Genomic DNA, 21233 nt, shown 5'->3' with positions numbered 1-21233 from the left:
GATTAGTAAACTCTTACTTGTCTTTATTAATTATACGCTTTTAGTCTTATATATTAAGTTATAGTTAATATAACTTTTGGTTTTAATATTATCTTTGTTAATTTCCTGTCCAATTTGGAAAGGTGATATTTCCTTGTGTGTATTCACTTCTCTATATCATTATATCGATGAAGCTTGAGTAATCATTGTCGCTCAAGTTATTAGCAAGACACTATTTCAATAATAGAGTAAGAGAGGTTAGTTATGAAAAGGCTGATAATCCTAGGTCTCGCAGTTTCCTTTGGTAACGCAGCTGTTGCTGGAGAAGGCACATACACGGGTACGATCGATATGACTATGCCGCAAGGCAATCAAGTGAAGTATGAACGAGTGGTTGACGCTGGTATAAAATTAAAAGGACGAAATGAAGATCGTGCTGGTGGCTTAGTAACTAAGAGCCAAGTGGATGAATCTCAGCCTATCGTGTTGAGAGGCCGTAGCTAAACGTTAAATATCTATTCTTAAAGAGGTGGATGTATTGAATATATCCATCGTCTAATTACAAATATAAATAATGTTGTTCGTGAATCGTGAGAGTGGATTGCTTTTCCTCATTTTAAAATACTAATTAATTCACTCAACCAAGAACCATTATAGAAATAATATTATGAAGATAAATAAATCTACACTAACGCTTGCGATGGTGGCCGCCACATCATCGGTTGCAGCCCATGCGGCCTCTAAACCAAACATGCTGGTTATTTTTGGGGATGATGTCGGTTACGGCAATATTTCTGCATACAACCAAGGTATGTTGGGTTACGAGACGCCAAATATTGACCGTATTGCTCAAGAGGGCGCTTTATTTACCACTTACTATGCACAACAATCTTGTACCGCAGGACGCAGTACATTTATCACAGGTCAGATGCCAGCTCGTACTGGTTTGACTAAAGTTGGTCTACCTGGTGCCGCGCAAGGCATGCAAATGCAAGACATCACCATGGCAACAGCGCTAAAAGACATGGGCTACGCCACGGGGCAATTCGGTAAAAACCACTTGGGCGACAAAGACGACATGTTGCCAACCAATCATGGTTTTGATGAGTTCATGGGGAACCTGTACCACCTAAATGCAGAGGAAGAACCAGAAAACCCAGACTACCCGAAAGATCCTGAGTTTCGTAAGAACTTTGGCCCGCGTGGTGTGATTCACTCCTATGCGGATGGCAAGATCGAAGATACAGGGCCGCTGACGCGAAAACGTATGGAAACGGTCGATGAAGAAACCCTTGATGCCGCGATGAACTTCATGGAGCGTCAGGTCAAAGCCGATAAACCATTCTTCTTATGGTATAACGCAACGCGCATGCACATCAGCACTCACGTGAAAGCAGAGCACCGCACAACAGGGCTTGGCGAATACGCAGACGGCATGGTTGAGCACGACAACATGGTTGGGGATTTGCTTGATAAGCTCGATGACTTGAAGATTGCGGATAACACCATTGTGATTTACACCACGGATAATGGCCCAATGAATGCGACATGGCCAGATGCGGCATTTAGCCCATTCCGTGGCGAGAAGAACACCGGTTGGGAAGGTGGCTTCCGAGTACCTGCAATGATTCGTTGGCCTGGTCATATTCAGCCAAACACCAAGCTGAACGACATGTTCGCGAGTGAAGACTGGTTCCCAACGCTACTATCCATTGCAGGTAATGACACCATCAAGCAAGATTTGTTGAAAGGATATAAGTCTTCTTCGGCAGACCAGACTTACAAAAACCACCTTGATGGCTACAACCAAGTTGATTTCATTACGGGTAAAACAGACAAATCAGCGCGTGATGAGTTCTTCTATTGGTCTGACGATGGTGAGCTGCTTGCTATGCGTGATAAACGATTCAAGATGCACTTCAAGATCCAAGAACACGAAGGCTGGGATGTTTGGACCAAAGAGCTGACTAACTTGCGTTTACCAATGATCTTCGACCTTCAAGTCGATCCACTTGAGAAAGGCGATCAAGGCTTTGGCTATAAGAAATGGCAGTTTGAGCATGTGTTCTTATTGGTTCCTGCCCAACAGAAAGTGGCAGAGATGTTGAAGTCATTTAAAGAGTTCCCTCCACGACAAGAGATCCCAAGCTTCTCAGTCGACAAAGTCATGGAGCAAATGACTAACTTACGTAAGTTGGAAGAAGCGAAAAGCTAGCAATTACTTCACCTCAACTAAAGTAAAGCCAGAGAATGACTCTGGCTTTTTTTGTTTCGAAATTAACATTTTATAAATGTTACTTGCTCTATTTATTGAAAAATGACATGTTACAAACTTCATTGATAAGCAACCTCTTGATTAAAAGTGTGAGAAGTTCACGGTAAGGAAATGAGATGAGCGTAATTCCTGGAGCAATAGTGACCGCAATTATCATAATTGCTTGGTTCGTGCCGTTTATGATAATTACCACCTCTCGACAAACGGGAAGGCCTGAAAAGTTTCTATGGGTTTGTGCATTGTTGTTTGTGTCATGGTTCTGCTGGATTATTTACTGGCTTGTTGCACCACTCAAACCAATTCACAATGAGGGTTGGGAGAGGAAATGAACTATGTCTTATCATTCATGCGTTTCCTCAACCCTAGTTACACCAAAACACATCTCTACTTGGTGACGTTAATCATCCTCTCCATTGTTGGGTTGATCGTCTACCAAATTAACTCAGAGCCTGCCGAAGAAGAGGTTAAGTACTATCAAGGAACTGTTACGCACGCATCAGGTGATGTGGTGGTCTTTGATGTCCCGCCGGAAGGGTTTATTGTCTCGTCTGGCAGCTATTACGATCTGGAAATCCACCCGAATGGATTGATTGTGGAAGCTCTTACTAACTCTGGCATCGCAAACGGATTGCTCAATCAAGAGGTGAAGTTTGGTGTGATCTTCGCAACAGGCAGACATGTTGCTGCGCCCTATAAGTTGGTTTATCTAGAGCAAAATCGACAGGTAATCCTTTCTCTGGAAGAGGGCTTGGATAGCCGTTTTAGTTGGCTCCATCTGTGCTTGACCATATTTGCGCTGCTCGCGTTGATGTTACGCGTTAGTCGAATGACATTTCATTAGTTCTCGTTTGAACCCACCTCACATTTATCTGCTTAATCCTCACGAATGATGGTTTCTTTCTCATATGCAACATCATTAGTTTCATCAATGAAATAGCGGATCAGATTTACGTCTTTGAGAACGTGAATCATGTTTAGATTTCACTGTTTCATTCACCTTGCAGTGGATTCCAGCCATTATCCCACTTTGAACTTGTTCTCCGAATACGCGGTTTATTTACCGATAGTTACCGGTAACATGTTACCGGTAACTTGGTTGTTGTGTTCGATTTCGTTGATTCTCATTTGAAGGTTCGCAGCAAGAAAACAACCTCCCTACAGGTTGATGAATAATAATTGGAGTGAGAAAGATGGCGAAAGATTACGGCATCATTGCTCGTTCAGTACTAGAGAAGCTGGGCGGTGCAGAAAACGTAGTGGCACTAACACACTGCATGACGCGATTGCGTTTTGTATTAAGTGATGAAAGCAAGATAGATGCAGAAGCACTGAAGGGCATCAAAGGCGTGATGGGCGTGGTTCACAATGGTGATAAATGTCAGGTCATCATTGGCAATAACGTCTCTTATGCGTACAAAGAAGTGATGGCGTTGTGCAACCTTTCCTCATCAGAATCGAGTGAACCAGAGAAAAAGGTCAAGCTTACTCCAAAAGTGATTGGAGCTAAGATCCTTGATGCGTTGGTCGGCACCATGTCACCATTGATTCCGGCGATCATCGGTGGCTCAATGGTGAAGCTGCTGGCTATGGTTCTTAAGATGACAGGCTTGCTTGATGATGATTCTTCAACACTGATCATCCTCAATGCGATTGGCGACGGTGCGTTCTTCTTCCTACCTGTTATGGTTGCCGCGTCTGCTTCAATTAAATTCAAAACTAACATGTCACTGTCCATCGCGATTGCAGGCGTGTTGATTCATCCGAACTTCATGGAATTGATGGCGCAAGCAGCTGATGGCAAGCATGTTGACTTCTTCAGCATTCCAATTACTTCGGTGAAATACACATACACCGTTATTCCTGTGTTGGTGATGACTTGGGCGCTGTCTTACATCGAACGTTGGGTTGATAGCATCACACCTGCAGTGACGAAGAACTTCCTAAAACCGATGCTGATCGTATTGATTGCAGCACCACTGGCCATCGTTTTGATTGGTCCACTAGGTATTTGGATTGGTACTGCGCTTTCTGCATTGGTTTACACCATTCACAGCACACTAGGTTGGTTGTCGGTTGCGATCATGGGCGCACTTTGGCCACTATTGGTTCTGACCGGTATGCACCGCGTATTTACGCCGACCATCATTCAAACTATTGCTGAAACTGGCCGTGAAGGCATGGTTATGCCATCGGAAATCGGTGCCAACATCGGCATGGGTGGCGCTTGTCTTGCGGTTGCATGGAAAACTAAAAACCGCGAACTAAAACAAACCGCGAGTGCGGCGGGGGCGTCTGCAATTTTTGCGGGTATCTCTGAGCCTGCACTTTACGGCGTGCTTGTTCGTCTGAAACGACCACTTATCGCGACCATGATTACTGGTTTCATCGTGGGTGCACTTGCTGGCATGGCGGGGCTGGCGAGCCACTCAATGGCAGCGCCGAGCTTGTTCACTAGTGTGCAGTTCTTTGATGTGAACGACCCGATGAGTATCGCTTGGGTATTTGGTCTGATTGCTCTGTCGATTGTGCTTTCTTTCGCTCTAACTTTAATCCTTGGGTTTGAAGACATCCCGAACGATGAAGACGAAGAGGGCGAAGCTATTGCAAATAAAGACGTCGCAAATAAAGAAAAAACCGAAGAGCAAGAAACGGTGTTAGAGCCTGTAAAACCAGCTTCCGCATAACCAAGATTTGAATAATTGATAGAGCCGCCTTTGCTAGTGGCTCTATGTTAAGAGGTAAATAAGATGTCTAAATCTGTGTTCCCAGAAAACTTCCTATGGGGTGGGGCAATTGCAGCAAACCAATCTGAGGGTGGATACCGAGAAGGCGGCAAAGGGCTCACGACCGTGGATATGATCCCTTATGGTGACAACCGAATGCCAATCAAACTCGGCCTTGTCGATTCGGTGGAATTGAGTGAAGAAGAGTTCTACCCAAGCCATCAAGCCATCGATTTTTATCACCGTTATAAAGAAGATATTGCGCTTCTAGCGGAGATGGGGTTCAAGACCTTTCGCATGTCGATCGCATGGAGCCGAATCTTCCCTAAAGGCGATGAACTAGAGCCAAACCAAGCAGGCATTGATTTCTACCGCAGCGTATTTGAAGAGTGCCACAAGTATGGTATTGAGCCGCTTGTCACGCTGTGCCATTTCGATGTGCCAATGCATCTGGTGAACGAGTATGGCTCTTGGCGAAACCGTAAGATGATTGGCTTTTTTGAACGCTACGCAAGAACCTGTTTTGAAGCTTTTGATGGGCTAGTGAAATACTGGCTGACGTTCAATGAAATCAACATCCTTCTGCATAGCCCATTCTCTGGCGCGGGTTTGTTGTTCCAAGAGGGTGAAAACCGCGACCAAGTGAAATATCAAGCCGCGCACCATGAGCTTGTTGCAAGCGCGCTGATGACTAAGGTTGCTCATGAGATCAATCCAGAAAACCAAGTAGGTTGTATGCTGGCGGGTGGTAACTTCTACCCATACAGTTGTAAGCCGGAAGATGTGTTCACCGCGATGCAGAAAGATCGTGAGAACTTATTCTTTATTGATGTTCAATCTCGTGGTTATTACCCGTCTTACGCGCAGAAAGTGTTTGATGAAAAAGGCGTGAAGCTGGAGATTCTTGAAGAAGATTACGAGACGCTGAAAAACACGGTCGATTTTATCTCATTCAGTTACTACGCCTCACGTTGTGCATCGGCAGAAATGAATTCCAATAACACCAGTGAAGCCAACGTCGTGAAGTCGATTAGGAACCCGCATTTACCTGCTAGTGATTGGGGTTGGGTGATTGACCCGCTTGGTCTGCGTATCACCATGAATACGCTTTATGACCGTTACCAAAAGCCATTGTTCTTAGTAGAAAACGGTCTGGGCGCAAAAGATGTACCGGATGAAAATGGCGAAGTACAAGACGATTACCGTATTGATTATCTGCGCCAACACGTAGAAGCCATGGCCGATGCGATTACCGATGGTGTGCCGCTGATGGGCTTTACACCGTGGGGTTGTATCGACTTGGTAGCGGCATCAACGGGTGAGATGAGTAAGCGCTATGGCTTTATCTACGTGGACAGAGACAACCTAGGCAACGGTACGCTAAACCGAACACCGAAGAAGTCTTTCCACTGGTATAAGCGTGTTATCGCATCCAACGGTACAGAGCTTTAATCAAAAAGAAATGCGCCCTTAATCTTAAATGCCTTACCAAAGAAGGATGGCTAAGTTGTGAGGGCGCTTTTTGACAAATCTACTCGATAAGGTGAGCAATACCCTTTACCATAACGGCAAATTCATTAGCTCGTAATTACTTATGTCTCTACCTCCTTGCCCAAACTGTAACTCAGAATACGTTTACCCAGACCAAGACCATCTTGTTTGCCCAGAGTGTGCTTACGAGTGGAACCCGACTCAGGCGGCAGATGAAGATGCCGTAAACGTGAAAGATGCCAACGGCACGTTGCTGCAAGAAGGTGATAAGGTCACGTTAGCGAAAGACTTAAAAGTAAAAGGCAGTTCGTTGGTACTTAAGATCGGCACCAAAGCGGTGATTCGTCGCATTAAAGACGGCAAAGATCATCAGCTCGACTGCAAAGTTGATGGCGCTGGCGAGATGATGGTGACGGCGCAGTTTGTGAAGAAGGCGTAATACCTGCACTTAGATATCGCTTTCAGAAACAATAAAAACAGCTCACTAGGAGCTGTTTTTTGTTTTTAAACGAAGCTTAGTTATTGAGGGCAAAACGTTGGATTGAGCTCTGTTGCTACCTCGATACTGGCCAGTCCGAACCCTCCCAGTAGAGCACCACTTGGGACGACAAGAATATTCTTTTTGATGCCCGCAGGCGTTGATTTCAGGATTGGTAATTTATCCAGAATCTTATCCGCACTCTGATACATATCCCATGCACGTTGGCTCACTAAAATATAGTCAGGTTGCATCTCTAACATCGCTTCCATGTTGGTTGAGCGATAGCCTTTAAAGTGTGCTTGTGCAGGATTAATCGCCCCTGCGAGAGTAATAATGGTGTCGATTGCCGTATCAGCGCCACCGACGCGGGTAGCGCCAGAGCGATCAAGCATAAAGAAAATGACATTAGGTTTTGTCTTACATTGTTTTTGTTCTAGAGCTTCAATGTCCAATGTGACGGTTTGCTTGAGTTGTTTTGCTTCTGCGGGATGCCCCATGACTTCTGCCAGAGTGTCTATTCGAGACAACAGATGAGGAACATCTTGCCCTGAAGGGATGGTCACCACTTCGACGCCACTTTTTGCAATTTGGTCGACAGCGGTTTGCGGGCCCATCTCATCGGTGCCGATCAAGTGAGTAGGGTGTAATGCCATTACCCCTTCAGCAGATAGCTGAACGTGCAAACCGAGCTGAGCAATATCATCGCCTTCGATGAGGTGCCTGCTGGTAAAATCTGCTGCAATCAATTTATCTTGTGCATCTAGTGCATAGATGACTTCTGTCACGCCAAAGCCAGCGCTAATCATACGATCTTCTGCATGCAGTGGCGTTGTAGCTAAAGCCGCTAGCGCCAAACATAAGAGTTTTTTCATGTGTTCCACCTTACATACCCTAAGCGAGCAAGGGTATGTTTGATAAATCAAAGCCCCTCCGAAAAAGAAAGGGGCTGAATGGTAGGGTTGTGTCTTAGAAAACGTACTTCGCGTTTAAACCGAAGTTGATACCCGGTGACGTTAATGAATCAGAGTTTGAAACAGACGCTGGTGTTAGCCCTTTCACGCGGCTGTAGTTCCAGTATTTCTTATCCAACAAGTTAAACACACCGCCTCGAATCGTCAGATTTTTCACTGGTTGAGCATATGCGGTTACGTCAACTACGCCATAGCCAGGAGCTGATAAGTTATCTTCGCTGCTCCAATCGCTGCCATCTTTACCTGCAACGGCGGTTAGAGTTGTTTCCCAACCGTAGAGACCATTTGCCTGATCAAAACCAAGACCAAATACGCCTGTTAATGGTGCTACGCTGTCGATTGCATCACCTGTATCTTTGTCTTCACCCTCAGACCAAGCGCCGCTCAGGCGTAGGTAAGTGCCTTTTGGTACTGGCATCACATCACCAAGTTGTAACGCACCGGAGTACTCCACGCCGTAGATGCGTGCGTTGTCGATGTTCTCGTTTTTGGTGTACATGTAAGTGCTGCCATTATGCACTTCAGTCCAAGATGTTGAGTTAATGAAGTCACTGTAATCGTTGTAGTACGCCGCCAATTCCCAATTCAAAGAACGGTAGTTTTGACGAACGCCCAGTTCAATAGAGTCGCTGGTTTCAGGCTTCAGGTCTGGGTTAGCAAGTACGATGACATGCATGCCAGGCATCGGGTTTCGCTCAAAGCTGTAGTACAGTTCTTCTGGTGTCGGCGCTTTGAAGCCACGAGCGTACTTTGCAAAGGCGCTGGTGGTATCGGTAAAGTGGAATACACCACCAAATTGACCAGTGAATGCGTCGCTATCTAAATCTTTATATTCACCTAGGTTGCCATCAATATCGCGATGGTCTTCCGTTGGGCGGTATTGGAACATGTCATAACGCAAACCCGTGGTAACAATCAGACGATCATCCATCAGATACATTTGATCTTGGGCGAAGATACCTGCTTTGCGCACGTCTGTTTTTGGTGGCATCTCAACAACGCCGTTGGTGTCATCGCCTTTGTCATTCGTGTCGCGAGTTTCAAGTTTAAATTCGCTATCGATCAGTGTCGCACCGTAAATAAAGTCGTGATTTGCGTTGCCCGCCATAAATGACTTATTGAATTGCACATCCAACTGCAAAGACGTGTCTTCCGCGTTACGTTGTCTGGTGCGGTCAGTGCTAGTCCAAGGTGGGAAAGAACTGGTTAGCGTATCTTTGGTGGTGTTTTTTGCTTCTGAATATTGCCAGTTTGCTTGCCACGTGAGGCTATCAAAGGCGGAGTAGTGAGCGTCCCATGTGTGCTCAATACCAACACGACCTCGACGTTGGGTATCTTCAAAGCGATAGTTTGAGTAGGTATCAAAACCGCTTGATGTCCCCTCTAAAGAGAGACTCTGACCATCAGATTCTTGTTCAAAATATTGGCCCGTAAACACAAAGTGATGATCGTCATTCGCTTGGAATTCTAACTTGGACAAAATATTGTTTGAGGTGTAACTCGTTGGGTCGGCTTTTCCACGACCTTCACCAATCACATCTGTACCATCGCCATGGGTTTCAAGTTCGTCGCCATCGCGGTGAGTAAAGATAACCATACCTTTGAGATCTTCATTAAATTGGCGTGCAGCATTGACGGTTGCTTTATAGCTGCCGTCGCGAGATTGGTAGCCTGCGTCGACACTTACATGACCTTCTTCACCTTGGAGGAGATCATCAGCGGATTTTGTTCTCATCAAAACGCTGCCGCCGAGTGCACCACTGCCGTACAAACTTGAAGACGAACCTTTGTTGACTTCAATCGCGGTGAGCGTATCAACTTCGACTTGCCCTTGACCTTTGCCAAGAACATTCATCACAGTTCCGCTGACTCCTGAACCGTAAGCGACTGGTTGTTCTACGCCATCGACTAGAACTTTAACCCGGCTTCCTTCCATTCCTCGAACATTGAAATCTGACGCCCCAAAACGTGAGTTGCCATTCATGCTGACGCCCGGTATGTAACGCAGGCTTTCTTCGATATTGTTTGCCATCTGCTTTTCAATATCTTCTGAGCTGACAACCGCCACACTACCCGCGACGTCAGAAATAGACTGTTCCATACGAGACGCAACGACGACAACGGTTTCCATTTTTTGTGTGTTTGCCGTTGGCTTTTGTTGTTCGGCATCACTAGATGCATAGGTGAGAGGGGCAATAAGCGTTGGCAGCAATAATGTAAAAGGTGCCACCCTTGGCTTTAAAAGAGACATACTGCATTTCCTTAGAAAAATCGCACTAAAAATAAAAGCTCCTAGCGCTTCAAGTGGGAATGGTTATCATTATTATCGCAGTATGATGAACAAGATTTACTCATCCAGATTTGATCTTTATCAATTAATAATGCATCTCATTTGCATCTTTTGGGTGGTGGTGGAATGTTCAAGTTGGCAGACACCGCTGATGGCAGCCTCTCAATCTCGCTGGAATATTTCTGGTGCTAACTCCACCGCTTCGCACATGGCAGGAATATCTAGCAGCGTGATATGACTTTCGCACTCAGTAATAAAACCATCGTTTTTCAGTTTTTTGAACGTTCTAGAAAGCGTCTCTGGCGTCATTCCTAACTGTGTTGCGAGCAGCTTTTTTGTCACGGGTAACGTGATTTTCCCTTCGCTTCTTGATTGAGCGCGATAGAAGTCAGCCAATTTCATCACCAGTCTTTGGTTCGCGTTTACTTGCGTCAAAATGTTCACGGTATCCATCAGCTGGTGGATGCGATTGGTCATGTAGTTCATGACTTTTAATGAAGTCTGCGGAGACTGAGTAAACACCGTTAACACATCTTGGTAGTGGAACACAGACAACTCCGTATCCTGATCGACACGGGCACTCATCGGATAGGTTCTTGGAGACATAAACATCGCCATTTCCGCAATCATTTCTCCCGCCATAAACACTCTAAACAGCTTTTCGTCTCCGTTAGGCATCAAACGAAACAGCGAGACTTTTCCTCTCTCTACCAAGTACATATTTTCCGCAGGTTCCCCACGTTCAAACAGTTGATGCCCTGCATCGCAATGCAAAGGCGAGCGTTTTGAGAAGAGTTGTGTTTTTTCTTCTTCGTTCAGGAGCGAAACAATAGAGCCGGGCACGCTGTTTTCCTTAGCTTGATAATTATCAAGCAGCAAATTCGGACTTGGGGGATAAGATACAAATAATAATCATTATTGATTGATGTGCCAACTTATCCAACCTGAGAAAGGAGAACAGTTATGGACGGTATTAGCCACGTATTTCGATGGGTTGCCTTGTGCGGTCTGGTCGTTCTTTTTGTTCCCGTCGCCATCTTTGCTTAGGAGTCATTATGTCTAAACGATTAGCGATGCCCAATGAAGGGCGAGAAGTGACAAAAACACCGGGACACTGGGTACTCGCTCAACTGGGTAAGAAAGTGCTGCGTCCTGGTGGCAAAGAGCTGACACAAAAAATGTTGCAAGGGTTGGCGATTACTCGTGGTGACCGCGTTGTCGAATTTGCGCCCGGTATGGGTTACACGGCACGTTTGTGCTTGGAAAAATCCCCTGCAAGCTACACCGCTATCGAACAAAATGAGCAGGCAGCGGAGATTGTTCGCTCTTACTTACAGGGTGCAAACCAACGTTGTCATGTCGGGAATGCACAAGAGACAGGGTTAGAGCCAGAATGCGCTTCTGTGGTTTATGGCGAAGCCATGCTGACGATGCAATCCGATGCGCGTAAAAACGAAATTATTGCTGAGGCTGCTCGAATCCTCGCAACTCATGGTCGTTACGGTATCCATGAGCTGTGCATTACGCCAGATACTATCGATGAAGATAAAAAGCGCGCAATTCAAAGAGAAGTTTCCGAGACCATTCAACACCCCGCCAAACCCATCACACCCGCAGAGTGGAAAGCTTTGATGGAAGAGAATGGTTTTTTCGTTGAATTTGAAGCAGTTGCTCCAATGCATTTACTCGAACCAAAACGCGTTATCGCCGATGAAGGCTTGAGTGGGTTCTTAAAAATCGTGAAAAACGTACTGACTAAACCGCAAGCGAGAAAGCGTGTGTTAGGCATGCGTAAGATTTTCCGTAAGCACGAAAAGAACCTATCTGCGATAACGCTTGTCGCAAGAAAGAAGGAAAGCTAAATCATGTTTGAATACACTTTATATGAAGATCTCGCCAGCGAAGTGGATATCCCCAAAGCAGGTATCACGAGTTGCCCTGTGTACAAAAGTGAGCGTTTGCGAGGTGTTATCTTCGGGTTCGCCGAGGGTGAAGAAATGAGCGAACATACTGCAGCAGTACCAGTAATTGCACAAATACTCGAAGGAGAATGTACGTTCACGCTAGAGGAAGAGGCGAAGGAACTAAAAGCTGGCGCTTGGTTGCTAATGGACGCGCATTTGCCTCACAGCATTATCGCAAAAACGCCATTGAAGTTAATGCTTTACCTGTTGCGCGAGCCTAAGTAACACGCAGTATTGAAATACAAATCAATGTAAATTCAGCCCCAACCAAGTGTTGGGGCTTTTGCGTTTATTGCTGTCGGTACTTATCTGACGAAGTTCTGCAATCCTGCCACGCTGGCAAAGTTATAGAGAATAAAGCCCGATACCACCATGGTGACTGCCAAAACAAGGTTAAGCGTATCGCTCAAGTTGGCATTAGGTTTGGCGCTGTGGTTTTTCATTTGGCGTTGAATCGTTAAAGCGTTGAACACCAATATCGAGTTGGTCATTGCTGTTCCTAAAGCCATCACGAATGTCGCGATCATGCCCCACATTAAGCTGCCTAACATGTTAGAGAGAAACAGAACCAGCACCGCGCCAGTACAAGGGCGGAAGCCGATAAGCAGTAGTGCTTTCCATGAAATATTGCCGTTAGAATCTGCGGAATCATCATCTTCTTGAGAGGGTGTTTGCTTGATGCGGCGTTTAACCACCGACGCAAACTCTTTCAACGCCAATAAGATAATAAAAACCGCACAACCTTGCGTTAGCAGACGAACATTGTCGGAAAGGCTGAAAGCAAACTGCTCGGCAATCTTGGCGGTAATCACGAAAAGGATGCACGCGCTCGCGGCTTGTAAGGCGGCAATAATCGCGACCAATACAAGCGCTTGTCGACGACGGTAGCCATGAATCAGGCTCATTGACGTCACTGCCGTTTTACCGTGCCCAGGGGCAACCGAATGCAGCAAACCATACAGAAAACTGAAGCCCAACAAGTACCAACCGTACAACAGTTGCCCTTGGCTGATGAGCATCAGATATTCACTGAGTGAGTTTACCGTGTCACGTTGAAGCCGAATCAACTGCATCCAGTAAGCGGGGAAGTGATTCCAAATATGCAGAGTAATGGCTAATAGCATTACGCTAAACACAGCGAACAGAGCGCGTTTGAAGACTGGCGAGTTTCCCATTAGTTCTCCTCCGGCTCACAGGTGAAGAGGGCTTTTTGGGTAAATAGCTGACCGAGTTCGTTATCTGGATCGGCATCAACAGAGAGTGACATCGCGTAAGTCACTTGCTCAGGTGTTGGGTTTGGTTCAACCACGTTGATATGACAACGATCAGCGTAAGGTTTATTGATGGTGATGGCATGTTTGTGTTCCCAACTCATATCTACGAAGTAGCTTGGATCAAAAATAAGCAAACGTAGATCAGGTGTGTAGATACTGGTGGGCTTAGCGAGTTCAAGATTGAACTTCAATGTTGCTTTTGCACCATTCATCTCGATAGACCCTGCTTCCACCATCTTGTAGCGAATCGGTTCATCGTCGGCATAAAAGTAGGTGAAGTAATGGCTTGATAACAAGTTGTAAACCACCTGACTAGAGAGTGTCGAAAGTACTTCATCTCGATTTTCGTCGGTGAGCTTCTCTCCCGCCAGCATGTAAGCCGTGGTCATGGCGTCAAACTCCCAGTTCATTGAGAGCGATTGAATCTTATCTTCTTTGATATTGATTTTGGTTTCCATTGTCACCCAAGAATGAGGGTGGGCGTGGACAAAACAAGAAAACAGCAGTGAGAAAGCAGTAAGAGTTAGGCGTAATCTAGAAAGAGAAAACGATCCAAAAATGGACATCCGATTACCTATGTGTGAAGCAATATGAAAAGTGGAAATTGTTATAACATAACATTTTGGTGATTTGAACGCGGTTGATTTTTTATCACTAAATTTTATAAGGATTTGCCTGTTTGAGGAGAGATGGCTAGGTTTGATGAATATGTATCGAAAGTAAGATTAATTCTCATTATTTTTCAAACTTAGGGTGTTAACTTGATCTAGATAAAGATTTAGCACGCAATGCGGTGTTACATTTCGCCCCATCATCATCACTGAGATGTGGAATTTGAACTACTTTTCTCGCTTTACCAACAATGTGCTGTTAATGCTCGCACTGCTCATGCTGCCTGTCGGCTTGAGTACGTTGTCGATCGTGCACGATTTGGAAATGGAGCCAGAAACGCATCTTCAACATCAGTGCGAAATCTATGACGCGATTCAAACGGCTGTTCACAGCAGCGATTTTGAATTGCCTGTCGTCAATCAAACCCCAGAATATCATCATACAATTCTGACCGAAGCGCATCTCAATGTTTATGAGCTGCCACGTACTCGGTCGCCTCCTCACGCGTAATTACGTGCTCATTTCCTATCAGCTTTAAACTTCTGTTCGTCTGTCGTAGTTGCGAGATTGCGGGACTTGACGCCTGTTGTTTTCAGCATGTTTTCTGGTGAATTTGTCAGATACACCCACGAGCACAACTAATTATTTTTCTATCTAAATCATTGTCTTATTTTTTATGAGCCAATGAACATCAGTTTGATGCCATTAAGGGCTTGATGATTATTGCCCTTATTGTAGTATTAATATAATTAAAGATAATAATTATCATTAACATTTAAAGGTTTTGTTTATGCCGTCTAAAAAACTGATCGCCGCGGTTGCGGTAGCTGCTTCTGCCATTCTTCCCATTCAAAGTGCTTTTGCAGAAGAGAGCACGCTCACGTTTGCCAATTACCGCGACATTCGCGATCTTAACCCGCATCTTTATGGCGGTGAGATTTTTGCGCAAAACCTAATCTTCGAAGGTTTGGTTCACCTTGGTGAAAACGGCGTTCTTGAACCTTGGTTAGCAACCAGCTGGAGCACGTCAGAAGACGGCAAAACCTACACATTTAAACTGCGCGATGACGTCACTTTTTCTGATGGTGCAAAGTTTGACGCTAACGTCGTGAAGGCAAACTTTGATGCATTGTTAGATAACGCAAACCGTCACACTTGGCTTGAGTCGATTCGTCTAATGGTTGAAGTCGAGAAGTCTGGTAAAGAGAGTGTTCGCGTGGTGGACAACAACACCATCGAAGTTGAATTTGCTGAATCCTACTACCCATTCCTTGTTGAGCTTGGTGTGACTCGCCCGTTTCGTTTCCTTTCTCCAAAATGTTTCAAAGACGGCACAACCAAAGATGGCACTAATTGCTACGTCGGCACGGGTAGCTATGTCCTAACGGACAACGTAGTAGATCAACGTGCAACGTTTGAACGCAACGAAAACTACTGGGGTGAAAAGCCTCAGGTTGACAAGATCATCGCGAAAGTGATTCCTGACAACCAATCGCGTCTGTTGTCACTGCGCAGCGGTGAGGTGGACATGGTTTACGGTCTGCAGTTGATCAGTGCGCAATCATTCAAACAGTTTGAAAAAGATCCACGTTTTGGTACTAACCTGTCAGATCCGGTTTCTACACGTATGCTGATTCTGAACTCAGTGAGTGAAAGCCTGAGTGATACGCGTGTTCGCCAAGCATTGAGCCATCTAACCAACAAAGCGATCATTGCTGAGCGCATTATGCTGGGTCTTGAACAACCAGCAGACACGCTATTGGCGCAAAACGTACCTTACGCAAACATCGAGCTGACGCCATACCAATACGACGTTGCTCAAGCAGAAAAACTGCTGGATGAAGCGGGTTGGAAGAAAGACGGCAAAGTGCGCAAGCTTAACGGTAAGCCTTTTGAAATCACGCTTTCTTACGACAGTGACAAGGTGGTTGAGCGTACTATCGCGCAATACCTACAAAGTGAATGGTCAAAAGTGGGTTTGAAAATGAACCTTGTTGGTGAAGAAGAACAGGCACACCGTGACCGTTTGAAACAAGGTGACTTTGACCTATCGTTCAACATCTCTTGGGGTACACCTTACGATCCCCAATCGTTCCTAGGTGGTATGCGTAAACCGGTTTACGGCGATTACGCAGCGCAGCAGGGCATTCCTGAGAAAGCGGAAATCGATAAGAACATCCTTGAAGCACTAGAAGCGATTGATGAAACCGAGCGCCAAGCGCACTACACCTACGTATTGAAAACACTGCACGAGCAAGCGATCTACATCCCGATCAGCTACGAGCAAAACCGTGCGATTTTCAACAAGCGTGTAGAAGGTGTGGGCTTTAACCCATCTCAATTTGAGATTCCTTTGCAACGTATGTCTGTTAAGTAATCTCACTCGTCGGTGGACAAAACACTGACCCAAAGTATCACGACTGACACTCTGAATTGGGTGTCAGTCTTTTTACTTTTCTAACTAAAACGTAGAGAAAGTATCTGCATGGCGAAATACATAATCAAGCGGCTACTGAGTGCAAGCGTGACACTTTTCTTTGTCTCCTTTATCGCTTTTGCCTTGGTCAATATTATTCCCGCTGATCCTGCCGAAGTTGCATTACGTGTTAACGACACGACGCCAAGCCCAGAGGCGATTGAAGAGATCCGCCAAGAGCTTGGTTTAGATAAACCGTTTTTGGTGCGTTACGCCAATTGGCTGGTGGCATCATTACAAGGCGACTTTGGTGTGTCTTACACCAACACCAACCGCCTCGTGTCTGAAGAGTTGGCGCGTAGTTTCCCGTACACTTTAAAGCTTGCTGGGTTGTCGCTGATTCTGTTGGTGTGTGTGAGTATTCCGATGGGTGTGCTCAGTGCGGTGTATAAAGACCACTGGTTTGATCGCATTGTGCGAGTGTTTATCTTTGCCAGCACAGCGATGCCAAACTTCTGGCTCGCGTTTATTCTGATTTGGTTCTTCTCAATTTACATGTACTGGCTGCCAAGCAGCGGCGCATCGACCTTCAGTCATTTTATTCTGCCATCGATTACGTTGTGTATGGCGTATGTGGCAACGTACATTCGTCTGATCCGTAACTCGATGTTGGATTCGATGAATCATAACTACGTGGTTTATGCGCGAGCGCGTGGTATTCCTGAATATCGCGTGGTGTGGAAACACCTTCTTAAGAACTCGCTGCAAACCTCTATGACGGCTTTGGGTATTGGTATCGTGCGATTGATCGCGGGAACCGTAGTTATCGAAAGCATCTTCGCCATTCCGGGTTTAGGGCGTCTTGCACTCGCAGCAATCTTCAATCGAGATTACCCAATCATTCAAGCTTACATCTTGGTGATGGGCAGCTTGTTCGTGGTATCGAACTTACTGATCGATATCTTACATACGGTAGTGGATCCTCGCCTGAAATCCGGAGGTAACAACCAATGATGCAACGCCTCTTTAGCAACAAAACCGTTGTCGCCTGTTTGTTTATTCTTACCGTGATTTGTTTGATGGGGGCATTTGCGCCTTATCTTGCGCCGCACGATCCAAACTTAGCCGATGTTATTAACACCTTGATGCCAATGTCGGCGGAATACCCGCTGGGCACTGACCATTTAGGTCGTTGTATTTACTCACGCCTTCTTTTTGGTATTCGCACCACGCTTTACTACTCCTTGCTGACCATGGTGATCACCGCTTTGGTCGGTGGCTTTATTGGTGTTGTTTCTGGTTATGTGCGTGGCAAAGTCGATGCTCTGATCATGCGTGGCTGTGAAGTCATGTTGTCTTTTCCTTATGAAATCATCGTGCTAAGCATCGTCGGTATCATGGGACCAGGCATCACTAACATTATCGTGGCGAACTTCATTGCCAAGATTGCATGGTATGTACGCATCGTGCGTAGCTCGGTTATCGCGTTTAATCATCAGAACTACATCATGTATTCGCGCACGGTAAAAACACCGCAAAGCTTCATCTTCCGCAAGCATTTAGCACCGAATATTGCTGCCGAGGTCATCATTCTCGCTACCTTGGACTTGGGGTGGATCATCCTAAGTATTTCGACCCTGTCTTTCTTGGGACTGGGTATTCAACCGCCGACACCAGAGTGGGGGGCAATGCTTAGTGATGCCAAAGAAGTGCTGTTCTCTAACCCTGAACAAATGCTGATTCCGGGCGCGGCGATTATGGTAGTGGTAGCGTGTTGTAACTTGCTCGGTGACTCACTGCGCGATGTGTTAGACCCAAGAACGGAGCAACGATGATGTTAGAAGTGAAGAATCTTGCTGTGACATTGGAGAAACCTACCCATCGTGAATTGGTTTCTGACGTCAGCTTCACCCTAAAAGAAGACCAATGTTTGGGCATTTTAGGTGAGTCGGGCAGTGGCAAAAGCTTAACTTGTAATGCGATTAACGGCTTGCTAGGCGAGCACTTTACCATCTCTGGTGAGGCTATTTTTGAGGGCGAAGATTTATTCTCGATGCCGCAAAAGCAGCGCCGCCAAATGCGTGGTGAGAAAATCTCGATGATCATGCAAAGCCCAATGACGGCGTTCAACCCGCTGTTCACGATTGGTAACCAAGCCGTTGAGACGATTAAACAGCACTCCGCGATGAGCAGTAAAGGCGCGACCGAGTTATTCTGCGATGTGCTTACCCGAGTGAACTTAAAATCGGTGCAATCTTTATTGAAGAAATACCCGCACGAGCTGAGTGGCGGCATGCTGCAACGCATCATGGTAGCGCTGGCTTTGGTGCTAAAACCTAAGCTGATTATTGCCGATGAGCCAACCACAGCTATCGATTACATCTCACAACGAGAGGTCATCAAAGAGCTGCAATTTGTGCGAGAGCAGTTCGGCACGAGCCTGATTTTCGTCAGTCACGATTTAAGTTTGGTTTCGCACATTGCCGATAACGTGATGGTGATGAATCAAGGCAAGGTCGTGGAATATGGCGACACCAAGCAAGTGTTTACCAACCCACAAAGCGAGCACACACGTTATTTAGTTGATACCCGTATGGCGTTGATTAATCGTTTTAAATCTGTGATGGAGAGTGCCTAATGCTGATTGATGTTCGAAAAGTCACTAAGGCTTTCAAAAACGATGACAGTTGGTTGTTCCCAAGCTATCAGCATGTACTCAATGGTGTGTCGATTACCGTAAATGAAGGCGAATGTGTCGGTATCGTTGGTGAATCAGGCAGCGGAAAAAGCACCTTGGGCAAAGTTGTTTTAGGCTTGGAATCTGCCGACAGTGGTGAGGTGGTACTAGGTGAAGCGATTGCTAGCTTACCGACACACAAAGCCATCAGTGTGGTCTTTCAAGATTACAATACCTCGGTGAACCCGCGCTTAACCGTGCGTGAAATCATTAATGAACCGCTGATTACTGAAGCAATGAGTAAAGCGCAGCGCGAAGCTTTATTAATTCAATTGCTCGAAGAAGTGGGGCTAAAAGCAGAAATGCTGGAACGATACCCGCATCAATTGAGCGGCGGTCAATTGCAGCGCGTTTGTATTGCGCGTGCAGTCGCACCGAACCCTAAATTCATCCTGCTTGATGAAGCGGTAAGTTCGCTTGATGTGTCGGTTCAGGTACAGATCCTCGACTTGCTACAAAAGCTCAAACAGGAACGCAATATTTCATACCTGTTTATCACTCACGATATTGCGGTAGCGAGTTTCTTATGTGATCGTCTGATGTTTTTCAAAGGCGGTCAGATTGTTGAACGCGTTGATGACATGCGTAATCTCAAGCACGTACGCGACCCATATACGAAAGAACTGCTAGAAGCCGCTGGCTACCTAGAAATCCCATTTGAAACTGAGTTTAACCAAGAATGAACCTGACTCATAAAGACTATTTTAAAATCGCATTTCCTTTCATTGTTTCTACGGTTACCCAACCATTATTGGGGGCGGTGGATACCGCGGTGATCGGTAAACTCGGTGTGGCTGAGATGATTGGTGGTGTGGCGATCGGCACCGTTATCATGAATACCTTGTATTGGCTGTTTGGTTTTTTCCGCGTCAGTACTACTGGGCAAAGTGCAATCGCATTAGGTAAAAATAGCCCAGAAGATCAAGCGAGCAGCTTATTCCGTCCTTTCGTGCTTTCGCTCTGCCTTGGCTTGATTTTCATTGCGTTGCAGTCCGTGATTTGGATGGGGGCAGAGCTGATTATCTCCCCTGATGCAGTCGTGGCCGAAAACGCTAAGATTTACTTCGATATCATGATCTTTGGTGCGCCGTTTGTACTGCTGAACTACACCGTGATTGGTTGGTTAATGGGGCAGGCGAAAGCCAAAGAAACCTTGTTCACGCAAGTGTTTGGTAACGTGCTGAACATCGTGCTAGATATCGTCTTTGTGTTGTACTTCGATATGGGTATTGCTGGCGTTGCGGTAGCGACACTTATCGCGCAAATCTCGACGTTTGTTATTGGTGCGGTGCTGGTGTTGAAAACCTGTCGCTTCCCGCTGTTTGATTACATTCAAACAGCGAGCATGACGCGTAAAGATCTCAAAGTTATCGCATCTTCCAATATGGATCTGCTGCTTCGTACTGTGTGTCTATTGGTGTTCTTCAACATGATCGCGCGTGTGGGCTCTCAGCTTGGCTCTGATGTGCTCGCGGCGAACGCAATCTTGATGCAAGTAACCTTCATCGTCAGCTACATGTTCGATGGTGTGGCGAATGCGTCGAGCGTCTTTGCAGGTAAAGCGGTAGGGCAGAAGAATCCGACATTGCTTGATAACGTGATTAAGTTAAACACGCAATGGACCGCGGCGTTCGTTGTTGTATTGACCTTGCTGTTGGTGCTGTTCAAACACCAAGTGGTGTCGTTATTTACCACTTTGCCAAACCTTGTTGAGCTGTATTTGGACATGAGCCCTTGGTTATTGGCATTCCCGTTGGTTTCTGGTTTTGGTCTGACGTTTTACGGCATCTTTACCGGTACAGGTACGACGCGACCAGTTCGTAACTCTACCTTCTTAACCATGGTGTTGTTCTTAGTGACTCAATTTATTGCGGTGCAATATTGGGGCAATCACGGTTTGTGGCTGGCATTCACTTTGTTCTACGTTGGGCGCTTTGTCTTCTTGTTCCCGTACCTCGATCAAGTAAAACAAAAGTGTCAGTAATTCACGTTTTTACAATCGGTTTTATTGCGATTTTTT

At 45.8% G+C, this 21233-nt stretch carries 20 protein-coding genes; 15 read left to right on the top strand and 5 right to left on the bottom strand.

The window, feature by feature from the left end; all coding sequences use genetic code 11:
• Positions 1 to 243: 243 nt before the first annotated feature.
• From C1S73_RS04805 to C1S73_RS04775, 6 genes are all read left to right on the top strand, one after another.
• Entirely contained in the window at positions 244 to 483 is a 240-nt protein-coding gene (locus tag C1S73_RS04805; RefSeq protein WP_038866903.1) for a VPA0252 family protein, read from the top strand.
• Between the two features lie 163 nt (positions 484 to 646).
• Complete coding sequence (locus tag C1S73_RS04800) at positions 647 to 2194, top strand: arylsulfatase (RefSeq protein WP_009707066.1); 1548 nt, start codon at positions 647 to 649, stop codon at positions 2192 to 2194.
• Positions 2195 to 2579: 385 nt separating this feature from the next.
• Positions 2580 to 3095 (top strand): hypothetical protein, encoded by a 516-nt coding sequence (locus tag C1S73_RS04790; RefSeq protein WP_038866908.1) that lies wholly within the window; start codon positions 2580 to 2582, stop codon positions 3093 to 3095.
• Between the two features lie 349 nt (positions 3096 to 3444).
• Positions 3445 to 4938 carry a PTS cellobiose/arbutin/salicin transporter subunit IIBC gene (gene ascF / locus C1S73_RS04785; protein WP_038866910.1) on the top strand — a complete coding sequence of 498 codons (1494 nt, stop codon included), beginning with the start codon at positions 3445 to 3447 and terminating at the stop codon, positions 4936 to 4938.
• 63 nt (positions 4939 to 5001) lie between these two features.
• The gene (locus tag C1S73_RS04780) at positions 5002 to 6429 is read left to right on the top strand and encodes a 6-phospho-beta-glucosidase (RefSeq protein WP_038866911.1); all 1428 of its coding nucleotides are present in this window, start codon (positions 5002 to 5004) and stop codon (positions 6427 to 6429) included.
• A gap of 142 nt (positions 6430 to 6571) precedes the next feature.
• Positions 6572 to 6907: a zinc ribbon domain-containing protein YjdM gene (locus tag C1S73_RS04775; protein WP_005426222.1), complete on the top strand. Its 336-nt coding sequence runs from the start codon at positions 6572 to 6574 to the stop codon at positions 6905 to 6907.
• Positions 6908 to 6987: 80 nt separating this feature from the next.
• Here C1S73_RS04775 and C1S73_RS04770 read toward each other — a convergent pair whose 3' ends face one another.
• From C1S73_RS04770 to C1S73_RS04760, 3 genes are all read right to left on the bottom strand, one after another.
• The gene (locus C1S73_RS04770; protein ID WP_038866914.1) at positions 6988 to 7821 is read right to left on the bottom strand and encodes a heme/hemin ABC transporter substrate-binding protein; all 834 of its coding nucleotides are present in this window, start codon (positions 7819 to 7821) and stop codon (positions 6988 to 6990) included.
• Positions 7822 to 7915: 94 nt separating this feature from the next.
• Positions 7916 to 10171: a TonB-dependent hemoglobin/transferrin/lactoferrin family receptor gene (locus tag C1S73_RS04765; protein ID WP_038866916.1), complete on the bottom strand. Its 2256-nt coding sequence runs from the start codon at positions 10169 to 10171 to the stop codon at positions 7916 to 7918.
• Between the two features lie 201 nt (positions 10172 to 10372).
• Entirely contained in the window at positions 10373 to 11053 is a 681-nt protein-coding gene (locus C1S73_RS04760) for a Crp/Fnr family transcriptional regulator (RefSeq protein WP_038866918.1), read from the bottom strand.
• A 212-nt stretch (positions 11054 to 11265) separates the two neighbouring features.
• Between C1S73_RS04760 and C1S73_RS04755 the strand changes: the two genes are divergently transcribed.
• Positions 11266 to 12072, top strand: coding sequence for a class I SAM-dependent methyltransferase (locus C1S73_RS04755; protein WP_038866920.1), 807 nt, complete (start codon positions 11266 to 11268; stop codon positions 12070 to 12072).
• Between the two features lie 3 nt (positions 12073 to 12075).
• Complete coding sequence (locus C1S73_RS04750; protein ID WP_038866922.1) at positions 12076 to 12399, top strand: cupin domain-containing protein; 324 nt, start codon at positions 12076 to 12078, stop codon at positions 12397 to 12399.
• 80 nt (positions 12400 to 12479) lie between these two features.
• On the opposite strand, the gene C1S73_RS04745 is transcribed toward C1S73_RS04750, so the two are convergent.
• Both C1S73_RS04745 and C1S73_RS04740 read right to left on the bottom strand, forming a co-directional pair.
• Positions 12480 to 13349 carry a nickel/cobalt transporter gene (locus C1S73_RS04745; RefSeq protein WP_038866923.1) on the bottom strand — a complete coding sequence of 290 codons (870 nt, stop codon included), beginning with the start codon at positions 13347 to 13349 and terminating at the stop codon, positions 12480 to 12482.
• Positions 13349 to 14014 carry a DUF1007 family protein gene (locus C1S73_RS04740; protein WP_081634752.1) on the bottom strand — a complete coding sequence of 222 codons (666 nt, stop codon included), beginning with the start codon at positions 14012 to 14014 and terminating at the stop codon, positions 13349 to 13351. The genes C1S73_RS04745 and C1S73_RS04740 overlap by 1 nt, the downstream gene beginning before the upstream one ends.
• A gap of 307 nt (positions 14015 to 14321) precedes the next feature.
• Between C1S73_RS04740 and C1S73_RS04735 the strand changes: the two genes are divergently transcribed.
• The 7 genes from C1S73_RS04735 to C1S73_RS04705 all read left to right on the top strand — a co-directional run bounded on the left by C1S73_RS04735 (position 14322) and on the right by C1S73_RS04705 (position 21197).
• The gene (locus C1S73_RS04735) at positions 14322 to 14570 is read left to right on the top strand and encodes a DUF2607 family protein (RefSeq protein ID WP_158654980.1); all 249 of its coding nucleotides are present in this window, start codon (positions 14322 to 14324) and stop codon (positions 14568 to 14570) included.
• A 280-nt stretch (positions 14571 to 14850) separates the two neighbouring features.
• Positions 14851 to 16437: a nickel ABC transporter substrate-binding protein gene (gene nikA / locus C1S73_RS04730; RefSeq protein WP_038866926.1), complete on the top strand. Its 1587-nt coding sequence runs from the start codon at positions 14851 to 14853 to the stop codon at positions 16435 to 16437.
• Between the two features lie 108 nt (positions 16438 to 16545).
• Positions 16546 to 17490, top strand: a complete 945-nt coding sequence (gene opp1B / locus C1S73_RS04725; protein WP_038866927.1) for a nickel/cobalt ABC transporter permease — start codon at positions 16546 to 16548, stop codon at positions 17488 to 17490.
• Positions 17487 to 18311 (top strand): nickel/cobalt ABC transporter permease, encoded by an 825-nt coding sequence (opp1C, locus tag C1S73_RS04720; protein WP_038866929.1) that lies wholly within the window; start codon positions 17487 to 17489, stop codon positions 18309 to 18311. The genes opp1B and opp1C overlap by 4 nt, the downstream gene beginning before the upstream one ends.
• Positions 18308 to 19114, top strand: coding sequence for an ABC transporter ATP-binding protein (locus C1S73_RS04715; protein ID WP_038866931.1), 807 nt, complete (start codon positions 18308 to 18310; stop codon positions 19112 to 19114). The genes opp1C and C1S73_RS04715 overlap by 4 nt, the downstream gene beginning before the upstream one ends.
• Positions 19114 to 19896 (top strand): ABC transporter ATP-binding protein, encoded by a 783-nt coding sequence (locus tag C1S73_RS04710; protein ID WP_038866936.1) that lies wholly within the window; start codon positions 19114 to 19116, stop codon positions 19894 to 19896. The genes C1S73_RS04715 and C1S73_RS04710 overlap by 1 nt, the downstream gene beginning before the upstream one ends.
• Positions 19893 to 21197, top strand: a complete 1305-nt coding sequence (locus tag C1S73_RS04705; RefSeq protein WP_038866938.1) for an MATE family efflux transporter — start codon at positions 19893 to 19895, stop codon at positions 21195 to 21197. Before C1S73_RS04710 ends, C1S73_RS04705 begins: the two co-directional genes overlap by 4 nt.
• The last annotated feature ends 36 nt before the right edge of the window (positions 21198 to 21233 follow it).

It is taken from the genome of Vibrio jasicida 090810c (assembly GCF_002887615.1).
Lineage (GTDB): Bacteria > Pseudomonadota > Gammaproteobacteria > Enterobacterales > Vibrionaceae > Vibrio > Vibrio jasicida.
The sequence above is the reverse complement of the archived record's forward strand: the minus strand, read 5'-3'. Positions and strand labels throughout refer to the sequence as shown.